The following is a 25,582-nucleotide window of genomic DNA, read 5'->3' on the forward strand; positions in this document are numbered from 1 at the left end:
GGTCCGCCATTACTCAGCATCGGTATCGCGATTGGTCTCTTCCAACCGCGGAGCACTATGCCCCTGCTCGCGAATCTCTTGTAGTAGTTGCTCCATTTGCCCGGCTCGCTCGGGATGGTCGTCGATCACGTTGTGCCGCTGTCCTAAATCACTCGACAGGTTGAATAGCTGCTGCTGGTGGTGGTCGGCCGTGTAGCCGTATTTCCTTTCCCAGGCGGCGTTCGCCGGACGCTGGTAGCCATTGCGAACGTTGATCCACAGCCAGTCGCCATCGCGCATGGCGTAGCGGTCGGGAGCCGTATTGTGCACCAGGTTGGGTCGCACCTGGGCGTGACCCAGGAGGACTGGCAACTGGCTGTAGGAGTCTTCGGCCGCACTTGCGGGTAGTTCGTAGCCAATGATTTCTGCCAGGGTGGCCATCACGTCGATCTGCGAGATCAGCGCGTCGCTGGTCGCACCCGGCTTCACCGAGCCCGGCCAACGCACGATGAACGGCACCCGATGTCCCCCTTCGTAGATATCGCGTTTGATTCCCCGTAGCGGTCCGGCCGAGCGATGATCAAACTTGGCGTCGCGGGCGTAGCAGTAGATTTCGGGCCCGTTGTCGGACGTGAACAGCACGATCGTGTCGTCGGCATGTCCCGATCTCTCGAGCGCTGCGAGCAATTGCCCACATGTCCAGTCGCTCTGCGCCACGTAATCGCCGTACGCGCCGGCCTGGGACTTGTTGTCGAAGTCGTCGGTCGGAACGATCGGTGCATGCGGCGAGGGGAAGGCGAAGTACAACAGGAACGGCTGCTCATCGCCTTTGCGAGTATCGAGCCACTCGACGGCCTTGTCCGTAAGGGTCGGCAGGTTGTCGTAAAAATCCCAGTCGCTCACGGCCGGTCCAGGGCGAGCCTCCCAACTGCCTTCCTTCGTCTTGGCGGTGATTTCCAGATTCGTGTCGGGAACTCTTACTACCCGGTCGTTCTCAATCCAGGTGTAGGGCGGGAAGTTGATCACGGTGTCGCCGAAGTAGTGGTCGAAGCCGTGCGCGAGCGGCCCATCCGGAATCGGCCGCGTCCAATCCAGCGCGTCGTAGCCCCAGTACCGCTGTTGGCCATTAGCGCCGGAGGTTGTCTGGCGAACTCCCTGATGACGAATGGCGGTCCAGTCCCAGCCCAAATGCCATTTGCCAATGCAAGCGGTGCGGTAGCCCTGCTGCTGCAGCATCTCGGGCAGCGTCAGCCGCTCGGCATCGAACCGCGATGCGCCCAACGGTCCCACGATGCCGTGGAATTTCCGCCAATGGTAGCGTCCCGTCAGCAGGGCGTAACGGCTAGGCGTGCAGATGCCCGACGAACTGTGCCCGTCGGTAAAACGCATTCCCTCGCGGGCAAGCTGGTCAATATTAGGCGTGGGGATCTTGGAGTCGGCGTTGTAGCATCCTGGGTCGCCGTACCCCATGTCGTCGACGTAGAGGATCAGCACGTTTGGCAGTTCGGGCTCTGCCGCCCAGCCATAGCCAGCGGCCAGCAGCAGAATAACAGACGAAAGGGAAAACGAGGATGCAATTCGCATGGTAATCTAACCCTGTGACGAAACGTAACAATTCGCTATCTTAAACGCTCCACCGGCAAGTTTCGAATTATCCCCCACGCGTCCCCGACCGGAGTGCTGGAAGATGCAGGAAAACGCTACCGAAGTCCACGGCCATGAAGTCATGCGGATGATGCTCGAGTCGGGACAGTCTTACGATCGCAGCACGCTGGAAGCCGCCATCCACGAGCGGTTCGGCACCGAGGCTCGCTTCTGCACCTGTAGCGCCAGCGGGATGACCGCCAGCCAGTTGATCGACTTTCTGGCCGAGCGCGGCAAGTTCGTCCCAGCGGGCCAAGGCTTCTCGACCGACGCGGGCAAGATCTGCAATCACTAACGGTGATACAAGGTTAGCCTTGCATCGCTCAACTGGCATGGGCTCATGAACGGCCGACGGCCGAGGTGACTGGCCAGGGTGGTAGTGTTTCGATCAACCCCCTGGGTGGGAGGTGCCGAGTGTCCACGTCGCCGCGCGGCCATCATGGTTCAAGCACCACCAGATATTCAGCCGCACGGGACGTTCCAACGGGTAAATCTCTACCGACGGCTTGCCCCATTTATCATTCTTTCACTTCGCGCCAACTGGTATCCGCTTTGCGGTTCATTGCTGGTGAGTAGGGTAACTAGCCCTGTCACCAGCATCGACCTCTTAACCAAAGGAACACCAGTTATGCGAATGTTTACACCGTATGCCTTGTTGGCTGCCCTGAGCATGCCAGCGGTTGGTATGGCGCAGCAGCCAGCCATCTCGCCTCAGTTGGACAACCAGCGAATCGATCAGCAGACTCCCGAAGACAATACCTTGCGACAGACCCAGCGTCGCGAAGCAGGGTTCCGCGGCACAGAAAGTGCCACCGAACAGCCGGGCGCCCAGTCGGAAGCGAATCAGGAATTGACGAATTATCTGGCGGCGAAACTCTACCTGGCCAATCAGTGCCAGATTGAACTCGCCGAGATGGCCGCCAATCAGGCCAAATCGCAAGACGTCAAGAACCTGGCCAACGACATCAAGCAGTCGCACCAGCAGGCAAACCAGAAGCTGGTCAGCGCGATGCCTCAACTGAAACAGGTGAAGGATCTGTCTGGTAACGATAGCGATCATGCCACGCGTGACGACGCTGCAACTTCGCAGAATGCCGACACCGCGGAACGGAACGCCAGAACGCCTCGCGATCGCGTTGCATCGAATCTGCGCGACAACCGAGTGGCGAACAGCAATCGCGTCGCACCGGCACTAAGCAGCGACACTCAGGCACCCGTCGATGGGGCCGCTCAGAAGCTGCTGAACATTGAACGTCGTGCCATCGAGAACAACCACAAGCTGACCAAGCAGATGTTCTCGGATAAGCAAGGCGAGAAATTCGACATGTGCTATGTTGGCGCTGTGATCGGCAGCCATAACTGGATGCACTCGGAACTAAGCGCGATTCAGGACGTGGACGCGCCTCAGTTCATGCAGATCGTCGATGAAGCCGACAACAAGGTCCAGCAGCATCTTGGTACTGCCAAGCAACTCGCCAAGAAGATGCAGGACCAGCAGTCGAACGAGGGTTCGACGTCGGACTCGCGCGACTCGACTGATTCACGCGACTCGACTGACTCGTTTCGCAACTAAGGTTGAGTTCGATATAGTCTAGAGAGAGTACCAGCCCGGTCGGCCTTCAAAGCCGATCGGGCTTTTTCTATGGACGCTTTGGGGAGATCGGAGCAACGACTCAGTCCCGGATGCTCTCCCAGAGTTCTTCCTCGTGATTGCGCCCGTTCCTGGCGGAAACCTCCGTCCATACAAGCCGCCCACCATGCCGGAGCACGAGTGCATCGACGAAGGAAGCCAGGTCCTGCGCCTGACGCGGGAATGTACTGTTCATGTAGGTAGAGCGTGACTTGCCGTCTTGCTCGAGCCGCACTATCCACTGACCTCCATCGACGATGTTCGCAGAGTATTCCTTGTCGAGGCGGGGGATTTTGAGTCGAGCAACTTCCTTTGCCAGTTTCTGTATTGCCTGGGGCGGCAATTGGAATTGGCTCTCGTACCAGTAGGTCGTATCCGAACTGACACCCTTTGGCCCCAGCGAACCGAGCCGATGCATCACCACTCGACCATCGGGGTGAATGACCGTGGTGTTGAGGCCATTCAGCCCGCTTCCTCGACCCAGTTCGAGTCGAAATGGCTGCATCGGATCGAACGCATCCAATCGTTCAGGCCTCTTGGTTTGCTGTGGCTTTTGTGCGGGCGGTGAACCGTCCAGCTGGATACTGCCATCAAAATCCAGCAGTTCGTCGTAGAGTTGGACTGCACGAGCCTGGCCGACAGAGGGAGCGAAATCAATCTCGACAACGATGGATTCCGATTGGTCATCGGCCACGTCGATCGTGAGATCGTTAACGCCGTGGGCACGGAGGATCTTGGTAAGACCGTCTATCATTCCCGCGCGGACGTCCTCGGGGGCACGAATTGTGGCCGATGTCGAAGCAGGGGCAGGTGGCCCGGGTGTCGGGGCGTCGTTCGCAAGGCCATTCCAAGTATCGACCACACGAAAGTTGGGCTCGAGAGTCATCTTGGTCACCTTGCCCTGCTCGATCTCAAACACAATCACAGTGCTGAACTCAAGGGGACGACCAAAGACGGGGGGATCGCCCACTGGCTTACCGAGTGGAAAGTGGATCTGCCCGCTATAGAACGTGGCGGGCATAGGCAACGAGCCGCCCGGCACCAACTCGCTCACTTCCACCTGCTTTCCACCCCGGGCGGCGGTGAAACTCTTCAGGTAGAGCTTCTGATCCTTGATCTCCCAGCTGGCTTCGTAGCCTTTCCAGTTGGCCGTGCTCGGTACGTCGAAACCGGGCGACTTGAACTTGCCTTTGTCGTCCCACCATAGCGCACTGAGCGGGTTCTGCTGGATCGTCCGCTCGTTGCCTTCGAACACGCACTCATCAAGAATCTGGTTCGTGGCGAAACAAGCTCCGGGCGACAGCAACAGTGCGACGCTGGCGACCGTGATGCAAAACGCGGATGGGTGGTGTATGAACATGGTCTTATCAATGCTGACCTGCCTTGAACGACTGCCAGCGCTTCTTTTGAACCTCAATGAAGCTCGTTTGTCCAGGGCTACTTGTCCCCGTTGTCGCGATCACTCCAGGCTCACGGATTCCGCTTGCACTGGTAATACGCCAGTGTGCAGCCAAACGGCGGAACGGCGAGGGCGACGAGGAACAATACGATCTGCTGCTTGTTTCCCATTGCACTCCGCGTCAGAAGTACGCAGGAAATGACTATCGTAGCTCCTATCGCCAGCAATGCCACGCAGTACAGTCCAAACGCAGTGGGCGAAATGTAGTTTGGGCTGTCGGGCGGCCACAGCGGCGATACGAACTTGTGCGGGGCGATGCGGAGGCAGAACCATGCATAGAACAGCGTGGACCACCAAGGAAACAGTCCGAACCAGATATCGAGCACTCTACTGGGCGACTTACCAGCGGTGCCACCTACTCCCTGCGGCGATCGATAGGGATTCTCTGTCACGTTCAACTCCCTACGAGCCGTGCATTAGAGCTGAGGGTACCACTCCTAAAACGCCAACCGCATCCGACCATCCACAAACTCCGGTTCCGCGGTCTCTGCTTTCACCGTGCACAACGGATGCTCGGCCAGCTCCTCTACCAAGGCGTCGCTGGCGTAGATGGAACCGAGGTGCAGGGTGTTGGGCACCACCAGCCAGCGGTCGGTGCCGCTGCGGTCGGCGCACCATTGCAGGGCATCGGCGTCGTCCTTAGCTACATGGCACATCTTGATGCGGTCCATGTCGCCGGTGGTTTCGGCGTTGATGCGGGTCTTTTCGAAGTCGATCGCGTCGTACAGACGCTGCGTGATGCAGTCGCCCAGGCCGAATCCCAGGGCGTTGCCTTGCGACGCCGGGGTGAGTTCCAGGGCCGCAATGCTGCCGATCTTGGGCGTGGGGAAGTCGGGCACGTCGTGGATGCCGCGACGGCCGATCACGTTGGGGTCCATGCCCAGGCCGCTGAATGTCTTGCCAATCTGGTCGACGATCAGCACGTCCAGTTTGTCGACGGGTAGCTTCGGAAAGTAGTCGTTGGTGTAGTGGTCCAGCAGCTTGGGCTCTTCGGTGATGAACTCGTCGGGCGGCAGGGCGTGGAGCTCGGCCGTCTGGTCGAAGCCATCTTCCAGGATGCCCAGTCCGGCGAAGATCTTGCCGGTACCGATGATCGCCTCGCCCATGGCAATGATGGCGTCGGCCTTTTGCAGCGTGGGAACCTTGTGGAAGGTTCGTGCACCGTTGATCTTGCCCATGCCGATGGTCATCATCTTCATCAGCCCGCTTTGGATCGGCCCGGTGAAGCAGGTGTGCAGCTTGATGCGATTGAGGACCAGCACGCCATCCGCCTCATGGCAGTTGCGGTCGACGGTGATCGGACCGGTGAAGGTCTCGCCAATCTCTACAACGTCCATCGACGCCAGGATCGGCATCTCCATCGCTTCTTCGGTGATGCCGAGCGACTCGATCATGGCCCGCTGCCCGGGCCCGGTAGCCCCGTTGTGCGATCCCATGCAGGGCACCAGGAACGGCTGGGCCCCGCGGCTCTTGAGCCAGTCGCCCGCCGCGCGGGTGATGGCCGCGATGTTCGAGATGCCACGACTGCCACAGGTGATGGCCACCCGTCCCTGAGGAACCTCGCACGCGAGGCCGTCGAGCGCTGCATAGACGGCCTTCGGAATGTCGGCGATGGGATTGCTAGCCAATTGCTGGCTGATTTTGTGGAGTTTCATCCTGTGCTCGTTGGTCGGACGTCATGATCGTGGGCGAGCCTTTCATTATTCTCCATGTGCTCGCCCAGGTAAATCGATCCGTTGCGGTGAATGTTATCCAGTAAGCGCAACCGTACGGATGCCCGACGCGACACGAAGCGGGCGGAGCGGCTGGCAAGGTTCTAGGGATTGAGCAGCGGTTGGAGGTCCGCCGTCCGCTCTTTGACCGTAGGGAACGGCCCCAGCGGTTCACTCGGTACCGGTTCGTACCAGAAGCTGGCGGCCGACCAGTCGTCGTCCCGTTCGTAGTAGCAGCAGCCGATTTGCTGGATGGTCACGCGGCATTCCTTCTTCCAGTAGATCGGGTCGGGCAGGTGCCAGCGATACATCGAAATGTACGTCATGGGGACTTCGACCTTCTTGTTCTGGGGGAGCTCGATTTGCTCGAACTTCTCTTTCGACCTCTCCAACAAGCTGCAGCCGTGGTACTGGTAAGTGGTGTTCTGGATGCCGTACGACAGGCCGACGTAGTCTTCGCTGCCGGTGCCGCAGATGGTGGGGAACTCGTCGTCGCCATCCATATAGACTTTCACTTCGCCCTCGCCCCACCAACCGGGATGCAAGGTGCGGACGCCGATCATCGAGCCGATGAAGCGGCCCTTGCCGGTTCGCTTCGGCAGCAACTCAAAATCCTCCTTGATGGTGGTGGGGTTAGCGCGGCGAAAGTTTGTGTGCAGTCGGCCGACGCTCTCGGGGTGATCTTCGTTCAAGGTGTAGTCCATCTGGTAGTAAACGATGCAATCGGTGTCGCCCTCGTTGGTCAGGGTGAATCTTGCCCGCTCGGTGAAAGGCATAGGCAACCAGAAGTTGAATGCCTCCTTTTCGCCAGTCGAATGCACCGCCGACTGGTAGGCGGTCGATTTGGCGTGTGAGCTGCCCATGAAGTCGCCGATGGGGCATTCGATGCTGGGGTGGTCCTGCCCATCCCAGTATCCGCGGATGACGATGTCGCGGAGCATGGGCTTATCTCGGTTGCGGCCCCAGGTGCCCGTCATCCAGATATGGCGGATGGTGCCGGAGCCTTCGATGTCGCAGAGCAGATAAGTCTGGCCGGCCTTCAGGTCGAACCTGGGGGCTCCTTTGCGCCCGACGCCAATTTCGCTGGCCGCCTGTCCCCCCTGGCCGGGCGCGCCCGTCGGGTTTTCAGCAGAAATCGACCGGGAGACGATCTGATTATCAACATCGAACAATTCGTCGCCCTGCGGCGGTTGGGCCGTGGCACTCGCTTGCAGTAGGGCCAGGGCGACAAGTGATAGCACGAAGGTGCGGATGGTCATGGTGATCGCCTTCTCGAGAGGATGGTTGGCTTGGCAAGTCGTACACAAATCTGGTTGGATAGCGGTTAGTCGACGCCGCCAGCGCTGGGCATTTTCTCGGGCAACGCCCACGGTTGCGATTGGTGGGCCCTTCCAGCGGCGTGGCAGCGCACCATTTACTGTAAGGCCCGCTTTGGCGTGATCATAGGATTTTTGCCGAGTTCCATTCCGGGTTTCCGGATCTTTTCGGGGGAGATTTCCTGGTCGCGGCCCATGGCATTTCCTCCACGGGCGAACTAGATTTCGCCTGCGGTGTCCCTGCTCCAGGGTTAAGGGCAAGGCCAAAACGTGTTATGATGCCATGTTTGCCCTGACTGGCTGCAGATAGCTGTCGGGATCCGGCGCACCCCGAGCGAACCTTCACTTAGAACTTTCTATGCTCAAAACAGCTGTTATCGATCGTACGGACGAGTTGGACGCGTTACTCCAGCGGCGGATTCTATTCCTCGACGGAGCCACCGGCACCCAGGTGCAGGCCCTCGGCATTGGCGAGGCCGAGATTCGCGGGGAGCGGTTTGCCGATCACCATAAAGACCTGAAGAACTTTGCCGACCTGATTTGCATCACGCAGCCCGAAGCTCAGCTCACCATCCACCGCAACTACCTGACGGCTGGCGCGGACATCATCGAAACGAACACATTTGGCGCAAGTCCGGTGGGCATGGGCGACTTCGAGTTCGATAATCCGGAGGAGCTGGCCCGCGAACTGAACACCGCAGCCATCGAGCTGGCCAAGCAAGCTTGCGCCGAGTTCACGGAGAAGACTCCCGATAAGCCGCGGTTTGTGGCGGGCTCCATCGGACCGACCTCCAAGCAGATGGCGATTTCGACCAGCGTCGAAGACCCTTCCCGTCGCGACGTCACCTTCGACCAGATGGTCGAATCCTACTACGTACAAGTGGAAGCCATGGTCGAGGCGGGGGTCGACATCCTGCTGCCCGAGACGGTGATCGACACGTTGAACCTCAAGGCGTGTCTGTTTGCCATCGAGAACTACTTCCGCGCCAGCGGCAATCGCGTGCCGGTGATGATTTCGGGCACGTTCGACAAGGGGGGCGGTACCTTCGTCTCCGGTCAGTCGATCGAAGCGTTCTGGAACTCCATCGAGCACTTCCCCATGTTGTCGGTGGGTATGAACTGCGCGCTGGGCCCCGATATCATGCGGCCGCATATCGAAGCGTTGCAGTCCGTGGCCACCAGCTACGTCAGTTGCCATGCTAATGCCGGCTTGCCCAACGAGATGGGCCAGTTCGACCTCGGCCCCGCGGAGATGGCGGAGGCTGTTGCCGAATTCGCTGAGCGCGGTTGGGTGAACATTATCGGCGGCTGTTGCGGCACCTCGCCCGACCACATTGCCGCGATGGTGGATCGCATTCAGAACATTGCGCCGCACAAGCGTACCACCGTTGCACCTCGACTGCGACTGAGCGGTACGCAGCCGCTGGAGCTGCGCCCCGACAGCAACTACCTGATGATTGGCGAGCGAAGCAACGTGACCGGCAGCCGCAAATTCGCCCGGTTGATCAAAGAGGAGAAGTACGAAGAGGCGGTAGAAGTCGCCATCGAGCAGGTGCAGAACGGCGCCAACGTGCTCGACGTGAACATGGACGAAGGTCTGCTGGACAGCGAAGCCGAGATGGTCCGCTACCTGCGTTTGCTGGCCGGCGAGAGCGAAGTGGCCGCAGTCCCTGTGATGATCGACAGCAGCAAGTGGGAAGTGATCGAAGCAGGGCTGCAGGCCGTGCAGGGGAAGGCGATCGTTAACTCCATCAGCCTGAAGGATGGCGAAGAGGAGTTCCTCCGTCGCGCACAGCTTTGTCGGCAGTATGGTGCGGCGATCGTTGTGATGGCGTTCGACGAACAGGGCCAGGCCGCCACCGAGGCCGAGAAGGTTCGCATCTCGAAGCGGGCGTACGAGCTTCTCACCAACAAGATCGGCTTTCCGGCCGAGGACATCATCTTCGATCCGAATATCCTCACGGTGGCTACCGGTATCGAGGAGCATAACAACTACGCGGTCGACTTCATCAACGCCACTCGGCGAATCAAAGAGGAATGCCCGGGCGTGAAGGTGTCGGGTGGCGTGTCGAACGTGTCGTTCTCGTTCCGCGGCAACAACCCCGTGCGCGAGGCGATTCACAGCGTGTTTCTGTACCACGCCGTGGCTGCTGGCATGGACATGGGCATTGTGAACGCCGGCCAGTTGGTGGTGTACGACGAGATTGAGCCGCAGCTCAAGGAGCTGGTCGAGGACGTGATTCTTAATCGCCGCGACGACGCGACCGAGCGGCTGGTAGACTTTGCCGAATCGATCAAGAACCAGTCGACGGGCGAAGGCGCTGCCGCCGCCACCGAAGAATGGCGCACTGCCAGCGTGGAGGAACGCCTGAAGCACGCATTGGTGAAAGGTATCGTCAAGTACATCGAAGAAGACACCGAAGAAGCCCGCCAGAAGTACGGCAAGTGCCTCGAGATCATTGAGGGCCCGCTGATGGATGGCATGAGCGTGGTGGGCGACTTGTTTGGCGCTGGCAAGATGTTCCTGCCGCAGGTAGTGAAGAGTGCCCGCGTGATGAAGAAGTCGGTGGCGTACCTCACTCCGTTCATGGAGGCCGAAAAGGAGGCCGCTGGCACCGCTGGGCAAAGCCGCGGCAAGGTGCTGATGGCTACCGTAAAGGGCGACGTGCACGACATCGGCAAGAACATCGTCGGCGTCGTGTTGGGCTGCAACAACTTCGATGTGATCGACATGGGCGTCATGTGCTCGTGCGAGAGCATCCTGGAGAAGGCCGTCGAGGAGAGCGTCGACGTGATCGGCCTGTCTGGGCTGATTACACCGAGTCTGGACGAAATGGTGCACGTCGCCCGCGAGATGCAGCGGCTCGAAATGAAGACGCCGCTCTTGATTGGCGGCGCGACCACCAGCGCCAAGCACACGGCCGTCAAGATCGCGCCGGGCTACTCCAACGCCGTGCTGCACGTGGTGGATGCCTCGCGGAGTGTGCCAGTGGTCGAGAAGATCATGAATCCCGAGCAGCGGGAAAAATTGATCGAAGAGAATAAGAAGACTCAGGCCAGTCTGAAGGCGAGCTACGAAAAACGCCAAAGCGTCACGCTGGTGCCGTACGCCGAGGCCTGCTCCAAACGTTTCACTACCGACTGGGCGAATGTCGACATCCCCACACCCGAGTTCACCGGAACGCGGATGTTGGAAGATTATCCGCTGACAGAACTGCGGGAATACATCGACTGGTCGCCGTTCTTCCTGACGTGGGAACTCAAAGGCAAATATCCCAGGATTCTGGATGATCCCAACCTGGGGGCCGAGGCGCAGAAGACCTTCGACGATGCCAACAAGCTGCTCGACCGCGTTATCGCCGAGAAGTTGCTCACCGCCCGCGGTGTGTACGGCTTTTGGCCCGCCAATTCCGATGGCCAGGACATCGTGCTGTACGCGGACGATTCGCGTACCACGGAGCTCTGCCGATTCCACGGTCTGCGGCAGCAATGGGAACGCAAAGGCCAAAAGACATTCTATTCGTTGGCCGACTTCGTCGCGCCGGTCGATTCGGGCCGGCAGGACTACCTGGGCGGTTTTGCCGTCACCGCCGGACTGGGCTGTCAGGAACTCGCCCAAGAGTTCCAGGCCGATCATGACGACTATAACTCCATCATGATCAAGGCAGTGGCCGACCGCCTGGCCGAGGCCTTTGCCGAGTCGCTCCATGCCCGCGTACGGCGAGAGTGGGGCTACGGCAAAGAGGAAGGCTTATCGAACGAGGAACTGATCGGCGAGAAGTATCGCGGCATCCGCCCCGCCGCCGGCTACCCGGCACAGCCGGACCATACCGAGAAGCGGACCCTGTTCAACCTGTTGGACGCCGAAGCGAAGACGGGCATCTCGCTGACCGACAGCTTTGCCATGTTCCCAGCCGCCAGTGTAAGCGGTCTGTATTTCGCCCACCCCGAGTCGCGGTACTTTGCCGTGGACCGCATCACCAAGGAGCAGGTGGAAGACTACGCAAAGCGCAAGGGGATGAGCGTCGCGGAGATCGAGCGGTGGCTCTCGCCAAATCTGGGGTACGAGGCGTAGCATTTCATACTCGACGGTCCAATAGCCGGTCCGCTAGGCGGTCCGGCTATTGGTGATCGATCAATGAATGCTCGTTACTTGGCCGCTTCTTCCTTCTTCAGCTTGTCCTTGAACACCTTGCGGAACTTATTGACCTTCGGTTGCACCACGGCGCGGCAGTAGGGTTGGTTGGGGTTTTCGGCCAGGTAGTTCTGGTGGTAGTCTTCGGCGGGCCAGAATTTCTGGAACTCGGTAACCTCGGTGACGATGGGGCGGCGGTAGGCACGCTCCTTATTGAGTTCGGTGATCGCCTGCTCGCTCAGTTCCTTCTGCTCTTTATTGTGGTAGAACACCGCACTGCGGTACTGGGGGCCGACGTCGTTCCCCTGGCGGTTGAGTGTCGTGGGGTCGTGGGTTTTGAAGTGAACTTCGAGCAGTTCGGCAAAGCTTACCTTGGCGGGATCGTACTCGATCTGAATCACCTCGGCATGGCCAGTGCGACCGCTGCAGACTTGCTGATAGGTGGGATTCTCGACAAATCCACCGCTATAGCCGCTGGTGACCTTTTCGACACCTTCGAGCTCGAGGAAGACGGCCTCGGTGCACCAGAAACATCCACCACCAAAAGTTGCTTGCTCCATCTTCTCCCTCGGTTTGTCGTTCTTCGTGACTGGGTTCGCGGCCGGCTGTTCTTCGCCATGTGCCGCCTGAAGACTGCAGCCAGCAACCATCGCAACCAGCAGCAGCAGATAGGTAACCGTTCGGAAATACAGCATACGAGCCCCTCTCGCATCGAAATTCGCGCGGATTGTCTATACGGAGGCGGACGCCCCGGGCGCCGCCCTACTATTCTACGCGGCTCGCCAGGAATGGGAGCGCCAGAAAATGCCGGGAACGGAAAACGATACCCGTTTGCGGGCGATTGCCCCCCTAAGTCTGGCGTCGCCAGTGCCAGATGCCGGCCATTAGCCCCATGGCTGCGAGCAGACAGGTGGCGGGTTCGGGGACGCTGATGAGCGACAGTTCGTACATCTGCGCGGCATTGCCAATGCCCGAGATGCGGAGGAAATAGGTGCCGGGTTCGGTGAGATCGAACTCGACAATTTGCTCCGCTTCCCCCAGAGAGGTGGAGTTTTCGGTAACCAGTGACGAGATTCCGTCGGTGGCCAGCATCTGCAGAACCAGATTGCTTTGCTCTCGGGGAGAGAAAAGCGTTTGGGTGCCTGCTGAGGCGGTGCCGTCGCGGCCATTCAGATAGGCGTCGGGGCCGATGGGGGCCAGTTCGACGTTTACCGTGCGTGGTTGGGTGATCGTGAACTGGAAGTAGTCGATGTCTGAATCGTCGTCGATGCTGACAAAGTCGGTGTCGGTCGCCGCCACGAAGGTATCGTGCCCATCGGACCCCAGGACGACCTGTTGTAGAAAGTCCAGCGTACCGAGATCCGTGGCCGTAGCAGCCGTGTCGTTGCCGCCGTCTTTCTCCAGCACATCTCCGTACAGACGGTGCATGCCCAGGATGTCGTCGAATTGAGGGCCATCGAATTGCACGGACAGAATCGGCTCCATCAGGAAGGAGCCGAAGACGTGCTTGTCGTCTCCTTGGGTGGTGTCGTTCGATTCGTTGTGGGCGAGTCCCAATCCATGACCGATCTCATGCATCAACGTATTGCGTAACCGCAGGTGGTTGCCCTCGGGATTACCAAAGATGGTGACTTCCGAGGTATCGATCACCATGTCCGCCTGGTTCGGAAAGTAGTTGTAGGCCAACACGCTTGGGCGGACATCGCCATCGAGATAGTGGCCACTCAGCCGGTGATCGCCACGGCGATTGATGATTCCGCTGGAAAACGGGACGCGCGCGCCGTCGTCTACTGCGTACTGACCATTCGTGTTGCTGGCGTACTGGAAATCGATGCCGGCTAATTCCGTCCAGCGATTGAACGAGCTATCGACGAGGCTGAACCAACTTCGCTGCGAAAGATCGGTCGTGCCGCCGGGACTGTTGCCTCCTTCGAACAAGTCGTCGAGAAACTCGACCAGGTCGCTGTCGGAGCTCGGCTCTTGCACGCCAGTCGGCAATCGCGTGCCATCGGGCACGATGCTCCACGTCAATTGCACGGGGCGCCCCAGCCCCGAGGTGCCTTGCGAAGTGTTGGTCCAGCCATTGTTCTGAGTACTGAACGGCGCCAACTGCGGATCATCGCCGCCGCCTCCCGTTTCGTACGGTGCGGGATTTGGCTGGCAACTCGATTCAAACGGACAGTACGAGACGGTTCCCCCTCCCCCTCCGCACCACTGGCAGGCCAGGGTCGGAATTGCCGCGCACCAGGCCATCGCCATGGCAAAGAGGAGACTTATTTGGATGCGTGGCATTGGCTACTCCGGCGTCTGATCGATATCGAACGCGCAACAGCCCACGCAGCGGTTGCAGGACTCGCAGGAGCAAGAGCTCTCACTATGTCCGTAAGCCGTGCGCGTTTGGTCCGCCGCCAGGTGGTGGGGACCGCGTAGCGAATTGTACGCATTCATCTGCAGGGGGTTTCTGTTGACGGTTTAGCGGCCAAAGCCGCAGGAAACCTTCCGACAGGCACCTCGCGCTTGCTGAAACTGAAGTAGCCGATTGTCGCCCATCCCATTTGGAGCCGACCACGAATCAACGTGGGACGTTTGCTAGATAGACTTCGCCCAGGGCAGCCAGGGGGCGACGGTGGCGTTGAATCACGAGCGACAGGGGGCAATGGAAGATGGACTGTTCGAACCAGGGCACCGGGCAAATCCCGATCTTTCCAGCATAACTACCCAGATTTCTGCTAGCAAACAATTTGCGCTAGTGTCAAATTCCCCCAAAGCCGTACGCCCGGCATAACCGATACATCCTTCCATGGGGGGCTGCCAGCGTGTGTTTGTGGCAGCAAGTGGGTCGCACCATTGCGTGTGGCCTGCGCGTTATCGATGGGCCGTCCTTCGTGGCGGTCCGGCTCGAAGCGAACTTGCTGTGCTTACACCAATGCGTCATATCGACCGCTGGACTGTGCTGGCCGCGCTGGCCGTAGCCTTTGGGGCTACGGCAGCGCAGGGCCAGTCGCCGTTCCCGTCTTCGCCGCCGCCGGCAGTTCAGCCCGGCTTTTCGCAGTCGACTGGCTCTCAGCCAGCGATGATCCAGTCTCCCTACGTGACGCAGCCGCCGGCCAAGGCCGCTCAGTTACCCGAACCGGTGTACTGGTCGCAGCAAGTGTTCTTGATTCCCTATAAATGGGATAGCGGCAGTACCGCCACCGGGGCATCGGCTGTCAAGCTGTTCTTGTCGCAGGATGCCGGGGCCACCTGGTCCGAGATTGTTTCCGACGCCAAGCCCGAAGTTCAGTTCTTCAACTACCACGCGCCGGGCGATGGCGAGTACCTGTTCGCCGTGCAGACCATCGATGCCGAAGGGCGGGCCTGGCCTGCGGGGCCGCATCAGGCGGAACTGCGGGTGATCGTAGATACGAACAATCCTACCGTTAGCATGTTGAGCGCCCAGCTAAGCGCCAGCGGTAATGTTGCCGCGGCCTGGCAGGCGAGCGACGTCAACCTCGACACCAAGCAGGCGACGCTCGAGTACCGCACTCCTAGCGACAGCCGCTGGCAGCGTGTACCGGGCGGATCGCTCAAGGTTCCCGCCGTTGGGCACGCCCAAGGGGAAGCAACCTGGCAGGTGCCGCAGGGCACCGAAGTGGTTTGGGTACGATTGGGCGTTCGCGATCTGGCGGGCAACGTCCGCGAAGCTGGTGCCGAAGCTCGCGTGGGGGCCACCCCCGGAGCACAACTTGCCAGCAGCGCCAATCGACTGTCGCCCGTGCAAACGCCGACCACCCGCCCCGCCAGCAACGCGACGGGTTCAGTTGGCAGTGCGCCAGCCAACGGAGCGTTCCACTCCCTTTCTCAGGCACCAACTGGACCGCCGTCTGCACCTGGTAGCCTGGGATGGTCGGCGACTGGTAACTCTTCCAACAACACTTGGGGCAGCGGGTCGGCAGCTACCACACCGCCACCGGCCATTCAAAATTGGCCCAGCGATGGCGCGTCGCCGGTACCGCTTGGTTCACCTCGCTCGGCAGAGGTCCGCCGCCTGACCCCGCCACCGGCGAGTATTGCCTCGACGTCGGCTGGCACCGCAGCAGTTCCAGGTGGTGACACGCCCCGTAACGCGGCGAACGAGGCTTATACCTCGCCGTTTCGATTGCCGCAGAGCGGGACGAACTTCCCGCAGTTGCGAACCGCCTCGGCACAGCCATTCCAGGATAGGGTGGCATCGCCAGGTACCGGTTCGCTGCAGGCACCCGAACTGCATCGCCTGCCATCACTCGCGAACGAACCTCAGCCCACAGCCGGTTTTACCGGTGCTGCGGGCCAACCAGGTACAGCGGAGTTTCAGTACCTCAATTCGCTGGACTTCGAGATCGGTTACGACGTCGATACGGCTGGTACGTATGGCGTAACCCGGGTCGAGTTGTGGGCCACTCCCGATGGAGGCAACAGTTGGCGCCGGCTAAGTGTCGATACTGACAATCGCAGTCCAATACTGGCAACCGTACCCGCGCCGGGTGACTATGGACTGAAAATCGTTGTGGAAACCGCGGGCGGAATCGACCCAGTCCGCCCGCGGCCCGGCGATCGGCCGGAGATGTTCGTCCGCATCGACACGACACCACCGGTGGCCCATCTCACGAGCATCCGCCAGGGTACCGCAGCCCAGGCCGACCAGTTGCTTATCGAGTGGCAACGTCCCGAGAGTACCTCGGCCGACGAAAAGGCGACGCTGCAGTACAGCAGCACGCCCACCGGCCCGTGGGCCACGGCCGCCTCGAACCTGCCAAACAATGGCCATTACTCGTGGCGACTTGGCCGGCACTTGCCACAGACGTTCTACGTCCGCATCGAAATCCGCGACACGGCTGGCAACGTCGCGAGCGATCAAACCCAGGTGCCAGTGACGATCAGCCTGCCGACACCGAGCGGGCGATTGGGTTCCGTACGGGCGCTGCAGTAGCGCAGTGTAGCTCGACACTTCGTGTCGAAGATCGGCTAACAAACGCCGCCGGAGGATGTTGAGCGACTTGAAAGCCACCCAACTCAACGAACTGCTCTTCAACGGCTGGGATTAGTCCATCTCCACAGCTATCGGCGATAGCGAGGTCTGCGACGCAGGAAAGCCCATAAGCTTCCCAGTCGCATTGCCGATAACCCTTCGGCCGCGCTCTCGGCTGAAGTTTGACGCGCGGGCCCTTGGGAACGTGTCTCTGGAGCGGCTTTCGTCTGCATGTCTGCATGCGGAGGGCCGGCCACGCGCATTCGGTCTTCGAACCAGGACTCCATTGTCGCAAGCACTTCTTCTTGTACCTCCGGCAGTTCGTGAAACAGCAAGTGGTAACAGTCTGCGAACGGGGCGTATTGGTTGGATCGACTGGCAATCTCCACCAACTCCTTGGAGCCTTTCGCAGCGGTAACTTTGTCTTCCAGCCCATGCATCGCCAATAGCGGGATCTTTAGATTTCCTTTCGCTTGGCGTCCGATCTGCTTGCAAGTCTTTGCAATGGCCGCACCTGTAGCGGCCTTGATCGAGCCGTGATGCACCAATGGGTCCGACTTGTACTTCGCTATCTCGCTCTGGTCACGCGAAAGACTTTTCACAGGCATTCTGGACACGGGGCACTTGGGCCATACGAGGGTCATCAGCTTGGCGCCGACGACCCGCCAGAAGGAAAAGTCCTTGCCCAGCTTAAACAGCGCGCTACTGAGAACCATGCCTCTGGCCAGATCCTGCTGCTTAATCGCCAGTAGCGTCCAAATCAGTCCCCCCATGCTGCTGCCCAGCAGGAAAATTGGGCAGCGTGGTTTGTGGGTCCTGTTTACCCAGCGGACAAAGTGCTGAGCATCCGCCACATGCTGGTCGAACGACGTAAAGTAAGCCCTGGGTCCGGGCGACATTCCGTGTCCGCGCAGATCGAAGGCCAGCACGGCGTACCCCTTGTTGTTGAGGTATTCGGCCACATGCTCGTACCGCTGAGAGTGCTCGGTGTAGCCGTGCAGCAGCAGCACGAATGCCTTCGGATCGCCCTCAGGCATCCACTCGCACATATACAGCCACTCTCCATCAGATGCTTTAAACAGAAAGCCCCTGCGCGCACGTTCCTCATTTAGGCTCATAACATCCCCCATGGATATGAGAATGAGTCTGCTGACCCAGTAAGAAAGAATGCCCCAGCGGTCAGTCACGAAGATGCCCCTCCATTATTGCGGAGCGGGCCGTGGGGAACAACTTACTGCGCTACTTGGAGGCTGGAGTATCCCGAGAGTAGCTTTGAGTATTTGATATTTGCTCTTACAGAGATTCTGTGCGCGAGAAAGCGTATTTGCCGCGAATGCGTACAGAATTCACATGGGATGTGGACATCTGGACGCGAGCGGTGGCACGGAAATTGCGTTCCGGTGTGTTCCTGTTCCCAACATGGGGCGCCGTGTGGCGATGAGCGAACTCGCGATCGAAGATAACCAGAGTACTGTGCTCTGGTCGCTCTAAAAATCGGCCTGCAGCGTTTCGCCACCATCGCGGGTAGCCATCGAGCGCCACACCAAGAGGTCGATGTCGTTGTTCACCGTTTGCACCGATCCATCGACCATGGCCACTTGCACGCCGCCGGGATGCTCGCTACGCGAGGTAATCATGGCGTAAGTCGGGCTGCCTTCGCTGCCGTTCTTGCCTTCCTGCCAGGAGTTGAAGTCGGCATCGACTTCCGTGCCGCTATCGTCCTGAACCAGCACTTCCGTGTTCGGTGCGAGCGTGGCGGTAAAACCGGTGTGGTGTACTCGCCCATCCGGCCATTCGGTATGGCCGGTGGTCTTCTTCTGCGCGCCCGAGTTTACCATCGCGATAGCGTCCGAGACGGTGTTGGGAATGTCTGTACTAGCGGGGCCACCATTGCGGGTGTAGTAGGTCCACGCTTTGACTTCCGCGGCCAGCAGCGTGTTGCTGGTGCCATCGGTGATGCGAGCCAGCTTCAGGTTGCTATTGGGGTAAAATACCCCGTTGCCGCCTTTCTTCGTGCTCGGATCGAACACGTACCAAGTGCCAAAGTTGAATCCGTAATTGGTAGGCCAGAGGGTGGGCTTGCCATCGTCGAACGGGCGGGACTCGCGGGCCTTAGGGTCGCTGGGGCATTGGAATACGTCGATCCGCACATCGTGAATCGCCTGTTGGCCGTCCCAAGCCAGTTCGGTATTCACCAGATCGTGAAGCTGGGCCTGCTCGATGTAGTCGAGCAACCGGCCGTGCACGCCCCACGACCCATTGTTGGACGTATTGGTGACGCTTAGGTCGAGCAGCGCACTAGGCGGCAAATGTTTGCGGGTGCTTTCGTAGTTTAGCCCCGCCAGGCCCAACTGCTTCAGGTTGTTCTTGCATTGGCTGCGTCGCGCGGCCTCGCGGGCGGCCTGTACTGCGGGCAGTAACAGCCCGACCAGGATGCCAATGATGGCGATGACCACCAGAAGTTCAACGAGGGTAAAAGCTCGAGGCTTACGGTTCGGGAAAGCGGGCATCTATGCGGAGGCTCCTGAATATCTATGTCGCACTGGATCCAAGTGCGATGACGACATGGCAAGTGGCGTGCCATTAACATGTCATTAAAGCCATCCAGGGTCGCATTGTCGATGTTCGGAGACGATTTACTACTTGAATTAATGCAATAGTCGGCCGTGACCTGGCGAAGTTACTCGCTCACTGGCCGAGTGGTGTCGATGTGAGCGACAGGCGTGTCATTCATTTCGACATTCCGCGCCAAGTTCAAGTGGTCCTCCACGGAGCGGGAATCGTCACGCCTGCTGGTGTGGCTGGGGGGGAGCGGCCGTGGTGGGAAGCAATCGGCCGGCGGGTGGGACTCTATTGTCAGCGAACGCTGGGCGTGCCGCAAGTTGCAGCCTGCCACGGACGGACGGCGGTGCCGCAAGGCTCACTCGGATTGCTTCGCAAGCGCAGAACGGATGGCCTTGCAGGTCTGGTTGCCGAGCGTCTTATACGCGGGACCTTGCCAATGAAACTGGTCCCCGCGGGCGAGTTCGAGTCGCTTCACCAGGAGGCCATAGAAATCGTTGACCGGCACCTGCATTTCGTCCATTACCTCTGCCGCCATGCGATTGTGTTCGACAATCACCGAGTTGATCTCTGGGTCGAGTTGCTCCGGCTTTCCTTTGACCGTAACCGGGGTGCTGCTGGCCCAGATCAATTTTGCATCCGGCTGCTTGGCCTGGATCACTTCTACCATGGCTTTCGTCAACGGTTTAAACGTACCCGGCTTAATGCGACCTTCCTGCCAGCCATGCAGGCCAATGTTGAAATGCACCACATCGTAGGTGTCCTGCTGCAATTGTTCGCCTAGCAGCTTGTTGAACTGTTCGGACTGAAAGTGTGGATTGACCCACGTGTCTACGATGGCCTCGCCTTCGAGTTCCTTAATGACGTGGCTGCGATAGCCGTTGAGAATCGAGTCGCCAATCAACAGCACTCGCGGAAGTTTGGAGTCGTTGTCCTCGTGGTGTTTGTAGCCCCAGGCCGAACCATCCGAATGGAGCCGCTTGTTGGTCTCTGCCGGCGGCTTGTCTGCCGTTTGCCGTGTGCTCGTTTGCTGCGTGTCCTGCAGACGAATGACCGTCACCAGGTCGTTCTTCTTGACCTGCGATAGGTCGAGGGCCCTATTGCTCCCGTTATTGTCAATGGCAACTTGCTGTTCGCCATCGAGCACCATCGGTTCGGAGTACCGATTGGGCAGGCCCTCGAGTGTCAGCCGTCCATCTTCGGGCCAATCGAAAACGTGCAGGTACAACACACCTTGATCCGGCTTCGCCGTGATACGTCCCCACTCTGGGGCAGCGATCGGACTGGCGGTGGTGCCATAGATGGCTTCGCCATTGGTTGCGAGCCACTGGCCAACTTCTTTCAAAGGCTGGACGCTTTGCTGGGGAATTGTGCCATCGGCCATCGGCCCGACGTTCAGTAGCAGATTTCCGCCTTTGGAGGCGGCATCGATCAATGTATGCAGGAGGGTTTCCGTGGATTTCCAGTTGTGGTCATGCTTGCTGTAGCCCCACGTGGTGTTCATTGTCATGCAGGTCTCCCAGTCGACGTCCGGCATGCCGGTGTCGGGTACCCGCTGTTCCGGCGTCATGAAGTCGCCATACGTGGGGTCGATCGAAGCGGTCTTGTCGCTCTTCGACGTTCCCGTCATGCCCGCTTCGGGGCGACGGAACAAGCGGTTGTTCATGATTACCTGCGGCTGATGTTGCTTGACCATGTCGATCAAGCGAAACGCGTCCCACGCCTGTTCGCCCTGGAAGTCCTCCACGCTGTAGTCCCACCACAAGATGTCGATGGGCCCGTAGCCCGTAACCAGTTCCTCGGTCTGCTTGTGCAGATAGTCGATGTACTTCTGGTGGTCCCGGGTGCCGTTCGGATAGGGCTGCCCTCGCAAAGGATGGGGAATCTTCTCCGAATCGGCGTAAGCGAACTGGTCGTGATGCCAGTCGATCACCGAATGGTAGAAGCCCACCTTCAGGCCTTCGGCTCGACAGGCGTCGACGATTTCACGCACCAGGTCGCGATTGAGCACCGACCCTGCGTCGAAATCGCTCACCTGTGAGTCGTGCAGCGCAAACCCATCGTGGTGTTTGGTGGTGAACACCAGGTACTTGCAGCCCGCCTGTTTGGCCAGCCTCGCCCACTCGGTGGCGAAACCTTGCTTCGGCTTGAACAGCGGGATGGCTTGCTCGGCATAGGTGTCGGTATCGACCTTCGCGCGGTGCTGCGCCCACTCCATGTTGCCGGAGGATCCTAGCGACTTGCCGTCCCATTCTCCGGCCAGGCCCGAATACAAACCCCAGTGGACGAACATGCCATACTGGGCGTCTCGCCACCATTCCATCCGCTGGTCACGATCGCCGGCGATCGATTCCTCTGCATGAACGTAAGGTACGCCGCATGCTGTGAGCAGCAAGACGCAGCCGAGTACTGAATGGATCGATTTCATGACCTATTGCCAATCAGGAAAATGTCGTTTGAACGCGGGAACGCCCCAGCGAATTAGAAACCTTGCAGGCACCAATCGCCGAAGGCCAAGTCTCTTAACTGTTCGCACTGGTCGACATCGCGGTTGGGTAGCTCGATGGAGGCCAAGGCTGTCGTTGTTTCACTAGATTCCGTAACCTTCCGGCATGGGTGCAGGAGCGGGTACCTTAGAACGCTGCCCGCAGCATCTGACGCAAGCGCTGCGTCAGCAGCCTGCAGGTGAAAGGCCCTCCTAACGTTGTTATGATGGGCGCTGGTTCTCCCGGTGACAACCAGTTTTCCCAGCAGGCCGGTGCTGGCGACCATCGGAGCGGGCGGCGCAGCAGCTTTCTTGACTTGAGCATCGCTGTCCACCTGCAAAGCGACTGGTTGGCCGATGCTGGTCTCGCTCGTAAACGAGATGTTGGGCTGAGGAAGGCTCGCGCCGAACTGACGCTTCCAAAGTCGGTAGTCGGCATTATCCACAGCACCATCGCCGTTGCCGTCTGCTGTTTGGAACGATTCGGTCGAGGCTCCCAGACGGTTTCGCCAGGTCGTGTAGTCAGCCAGGTCGACGGTGCCGTCGCCGTTGTAATCGCCCGGCAGCAGGGGAACACCGGGATCCACCAGCAGTACCGCTCCGGTCGTTTGGGTACTTGTTTCAAAGTTGTAGTACTGCAAGGTCAGATTCTGGACCAATGTGGGATCTGCCAACGCGCCCAAGTAGACGAGTTGCCCTGGCGCAAGGGTGGTCTCTCCCTCCCGCGACAGCTCGGTCACCTGGCTGGTGGTCGAAGGGGTTTCAAACCAGATCTGGCCATCGTAGCCCTGGTCTTCGAGGCTAAACCAATCGTCCGGCAGCAGCGAAGGCGCCGAATCGAAAATAGTGTACGCGTGGAAAGTAATCGGAGCCGAGGTGCCGTTGCGAAGCGCCGTGCGGCCTGTAGTAGGGTCGACAACCAGCTCCAGTACCGTTGACTGAGGTGCCTGGTAGGCTGCACCTGTTAGGGCCACGAAGTCGACGTAACCCTTGAAAGTGCTGCTGTTGTTCTCAATCAACAGCGTGGCACTGGTGGCGTTCGAACCGGTTACGAAGGTGAAGCTATCGGAGGCGCTCTTCCAGTAGGCGCCGCCAACCTCAATGGACGATCCACTGCCCAGATGGTCGTAGCCCAAGGCTCCCAAAGTAATGCGATCGGAGGTGTTGGTGTCGAGCAGGCGAATGCGATCGAACTTGCCATTGGATCCGCCGCCGTCAACGAATATGACATACAGGTCGTGCACGCCGGTCACCGCGGCAATGTCTTCACGGGTCATGTACCAGGGCTCTCCGCGGCTGGGAACATTCAGTGTGCCCAGATGCGTGCCCCTCAACGGATTGTCGAGCCGCAGTTCAACGTTCAAGCTGCTATTCTGCGTTGTGCCGATCTCAATTCGATCGTAGAGCGACGAGCCACTGCTGAAGTCCACATTGTCAAACCGCACCCACTCGCCAGCATCGATGTCACCGAGATACGACTCGTTGCGCTTCGTGCCCGTCGTGAACGATCCCGATGAAGCGTCGTAGTCCTCCAGTTGCAGATCGTGGGCGAACCGCGCCTGGGCCGACACTTCGTACATGGTGTTGGGGCCCAGCCCCGCAATTGTCTGCTCGATCCTGTCGCCGGGTGCTAGTTCAAGCGCGTAGTTACCGAACAATGCCAGGCCGTCGTCTCGGTAGTTCCAGGCATTGCCAACAATCGCATTTGGCGCGCCCGCGGCGATGGTCCAGCCGGCCATTCCGGCTTCAAAGCCGGGATTCACAATCTGGTTGGAGCAGGGAACACGCTGCCATTCGTAGACAGGGTAAGGGGGATTAGCGAAATCGTGGCCGTAGTCCCACATGGTTTCGCCCAATTCCAACGCCCCGGCATCGGGCGCCATGCCCGCAAACCCGTCCGTGATGCCGGCAATTTCCCGTCCAAAGTCGATCGCTCCGGAGGTGCTCTTCAGGCGAAAGTCTCGGCTGCCGGCGTTAACGAAATTCGACGCGGAGACGTTGAAGTAGTTGTGAGTGGCGATGGCTGGATCGCCAGCGCCTGTCAGTTCGGAGTCGATATTCGCCAGGATGTTGTTGTAGAACCGCGAGCCGGCCGCGATGTCTGGCGAGTTGGGATTGCGAAAAGCGGTGACGCCCAGCGAGTCGCCGTAGTGGGTGTTGTTGAACCACAGGATGTAGCTATTTGACAGATTCGCCAGACCGCCGCGGGTGACGTTGTACGTAATGTTGTGGTGCACGGCCACGTCCGACGAGAGGTTGTCGAAGTAAATGCCCCACGCCTCGGGGTTCGAGTTGTCATGGATCACGTTGTGGTGAACCACCATGTTGCCCAAGGAGTTGTTGCCGAAGTACAGCGCTCCCACGTCGTCGGATATGCGGCCGACTTCGGAAATGTCGTTGTACTCGATGACCGACCGCAATCCACCTGCCCCGCCAATTGCGGATCGACCCACCAAGGTTATCGTATTGTGGCTGAACAAGGTTCCAGACGAAGCCACGTCCAGCCGCGCAGCGGCGTAGTTGGAGTTGTTGTACCCGATGTGGTGGAAATAGTTGTTGACGATCTGGTTGTTCGCACCCCGGACATCGGCCGTCGGAGTCCAGACGTGTTCAAACTCGTTATCGCGGATAATGTTGTTGTTGCCCGTGACGATCAGGGCCCTGGCACCGCCGCTGCCCTCGGGGCCGAAGCCACGGTCGGGGGCCATGATGTGGGCTCCCTGCAGCAGGATGTTGCTGGAGCCATCCATGTCGAGGTCGCCCCCGCGAAAGTCGATGCCCTTGATCTCGATGTAGTGATGCCCGTTGAGATCGAACGCTTCGTCTCGAATTTTGACTTCTACGTCATAGCCGTCAGGATCGCCTCCTCCGAGTGCCCAGAAGTAGAGCGTATTGGCGTCGTCGTCGAAGTACCACTCGCCGGGGGCATCGAGGGCGTTCAGATGGTCGTAGATCAGAAACCGCGTTCCCGAGTCAGGATTGTAGCTAAACGACGAGGCAACGGTGATGGTGCCGGTTGCACCATCGAAATCGATGATGCGTTTCGATTCAAGCGACCAGTTGGCGGTTTGCGCATGAACAAAAGCGCCGTCCCAGTAGTCATCCGGCAGGCCGACCAGTGAGTTGTCCCGAATGGTGGTTAGCGAATCGCCGTCGGTCTTGGCCCATTCGTCCTTGTTGAGTTCGTCGACGTTACTGCCCTGGTCGGACCAGTGAGCCTCGTTCATCAAAACGCCATCGACAAACAGAGTCATTCCGTTGCGCCCCCGCACGGAGGAGTCGAACGTCGCCTTGTAGATGTTGCCCGAATGCTGTGTCCATCCCGTGAGCGGCTCGGTGGTCGTGATCAGCACCTCTTCACCCTGATGCGCTTCGAACACGATGGGGGCGTCCTCGGTGCCGGACCTGAGCAACTCGACCTGTTCTCGATAGACCCCTGCGCGGATTGAGACCGTATCGCCAGGCTGAGCAAACGCTATGGCGCGGGAGATGGTCGCGAATGGCTGCCCGATAGATCCAACAGACTGCAGATCATCGCCGCCATCGTCATCGACGTAGAAGGTAGTCAGCAGGTGGCGGGCCTCCAGCGACTCGAATCTCAAACGTGTGGGATGTGACATTCCCCTGTTCCGCCTCAATCCAAGTTGTTTGCTCATGGTGGTCCCTGCTGGAC

General features: G+C 59.5%; 15 protein-coding genes. 4 read left to right on the forward strand and 11 right to left on the reverse strand.

Annotation, left to right across the window (positions count from 1 at the left end; all coding sequences use genetic code 11):
* Nucleotides 1–9: 9 nt before the first annotated feature.
* Nucleotides 10–1,563 (reverse strand): sulfatase family protein, encoded by a 1,554-nt coding sequence (locus NG895_RS26355; RefSeq protein WP_252855551.1) that lies wholly within the window; start codon nt 1,561–1,563, stop codon nt 10–12.
* A gap of 103 nt (nt 1,564–1,666) precedes the next feature.
* Between NG895_RS26355 and NG895_RS26360 the strand changes: the two genes are divergently transcribed.
* Nucleotides 1,667–1,918, forward strand: a complete 252-nt coding sequence (locus tag NG895_RS26360) for a YecH family metal-binding protein (protein WP_252855552.1) — start codon at nt 1,667–1,669, stop codon at nt 1,916–1,918.
* A 333-nt stretch (nt 1,919–2,251) separates the two neighbouring features.
* Nucleotides 2,252–3,196 carry a DUF4142 domain-containing protein gene (locus tag NG895_RS26365; protein ID WP_252855553.1) on the forward strand — a complete coding sequence of 315 codons (945 nt, stop codon included), beginning with the start codon at nt 2,252–2,254 and terminating at the stop codon, nt 3,194–3,196.
* A gap of 100 nt (nt 3,197–3,296) precedes the next feature.
* On the opposite strand, the gene NG895_RS26370 is transcribed toward NG895_RS26365, so the two are convergent.
* From NG895_RS26370 to NG895_RS26385, 4 genes are all read right to left on the reverse strand, one after another.
* The gene (locus NG895_RS26370) at nt 3,297–4,613 is read right to left on the reverse strand and encodes a hypothetical protein (RefSeq protein ID WP_252855554.1); all 1,317 of its coding nucleotides are present in this window, start codon (nt 4,611–4,613) and stop codon (nt 3,297–3,299) included.
* 110 nt (nt 4,614–4,723) lie between these two features.
* The gene (locus NG895_RS26375) at nt 4,724–5,104 is read right to left on the reverse strand and encodes a hypothetical protein (protein ID WP_252855555.1); all 381 of its coding nucleotides are present in this window, start codon (nt 5,102–5,104) and stop codon (nt 4,724–4,726) included.
* Between the two features lie 45 nt (nt 5,105–5,149).
* Entirely contained in the window at nt 5,150–6,367 is a 1,218-nt protein-coding gene (locus tag NG895_RS26380) for a nickel pincer cofactor-dependent isomerase, group 22 (RefSeq protein WP_252855556.1), read from the reverse strand.
* 161 nt (nt 6,368–6,528) lie between these two features.
* A complete protein-coding gene (locus tag NG895_RS26385; protein ID WP_252855557.1) occupies nt 6,529–7,683 on the reverse strand; it encodes a glycoside hydrolase family 172 protein in 1,155 nt (384 codons plus the stop codon).
* 415 nt (nt 7,684–8,098) lie between these two features.
* Between NG895_RS26385 and metH the strand changes: the two genes are divergently transcribed.
* Complete coding sequence (gene metH, locus NG895_RS26390; RefSeq protein ID WP_252855558.1) at nt 8,099–11,815, forward strand: methionine synthase; 3,717 nt, start codon at nt 8,099–8,101, stop codon at nt 11,813–11,815.
* Between the two features lie 74 nt (nt 11,816–11,889).
* On the opposite strand, the gene msrA is transcribed toward metH, so the two are convergent.
* Nucleotides 11,890–12,570, reverse strand: coding sequence for a peptide-methionine (S)-S-oxide reductase MsrA (msrA, locus tag NG895_RS26395; protein ID WP_252855559.1), 681 nt, complete (start codon nt 12,568–12,570; stop codon nt 11,890–11,892).
* Nucleotides 12,571–12,724: 154 nt separating this feature from the next.
* On the reverse strand, nt 12,725–14,167 hold the full coding sequence (locus NG895_RS26400) for a matrixin family metalloprotease (protein WP_252855560.1): 1,443 nt from the start codon (nt 14,165–14,167) through the stop codon (nt 12,725–12,727).
* A gap of 634 nt (nt 14,168–14,801) precedes the next feature.
* Between NG895_RS26400 and NG895_RS26405 the strand changes: the two genes are divergently transcribed.
* Nucleotides 14,802–16,823, forward strand: coding sequence for a hypothetical protein (locus NG895_RS26405; RefSeq protein WP_252855561.1), 2,022 nt, complete (start codon nt 14,802–14,804; stop codon nt 16,821–16,823).
* Nucleotides 16,824–16,951: 128 nt separating this feature from the next.
* On the opposite strand, the gene NG895_RS26410 is transcribed toward NG895_RS26405, so the two are convergent.
* From NG895_RS26410 to NG895_RS26425, 4 genes are all read right to left on the reverse strand, one after another.
* Nucleotides 16,952–17,911 (reverse strand): alpha/beta hydrolase, encoded by a 960-nt coding sequence (locus NG895_RS26410; protein ID WP_252855562.1) that lies wholly within the window; start codon nt 17,909–17,911, stop codon nt 16,952–16,954.
* Between the two features lie 438 nt (nt 17,912–18,349).
* A complete protein-coding gene (locus tag NG895_RS26415; protein WP_252855563.1) occupies nt 18,350–19,372 on the reverse strand; it encodes a DUF1559 family PulG-like putative transporter in 1,023 nt (340 codons plus the stop codon).
* Nucleotides 19,373–19,782: 410 nt separating this feature from the next.
* Nucleotides 19,783–21,852, reverse strand: a complete 2,070-nt coding sequence (locus NG895_RS26420; protein ID WP_252855564.1) for an alpha-L-fucosidase — start codon at nt 21,850–21,852, stop codon at nt 19,783–19,785.
* 53 nt (nt 21,853–21,905) lie between these two features.
* On the reverse strand, nt 21,906–25,529 hold the full coding sequence (locus NG895_RS26425; RefSeq protein ID WP_252855565.1) for a carbohydrate-binding protein: 3,624 nt from the start codon (nt 25,527–25,529) through the stop codon (nt 21,906–21,908).
* Nucleotides 25,530–25,582: the final 53 nt, after the last annotated feature.

Origin of the sequence: Aeoliella straminimaris, from assembly GCF_024054565.1 — a bacterium.
GTDB lineage: Bacteria > Planctomycetota > Planctomycetia > Pirellulales > Lacipirellulaceae > Aeoliella > Aeoliella straminimaris.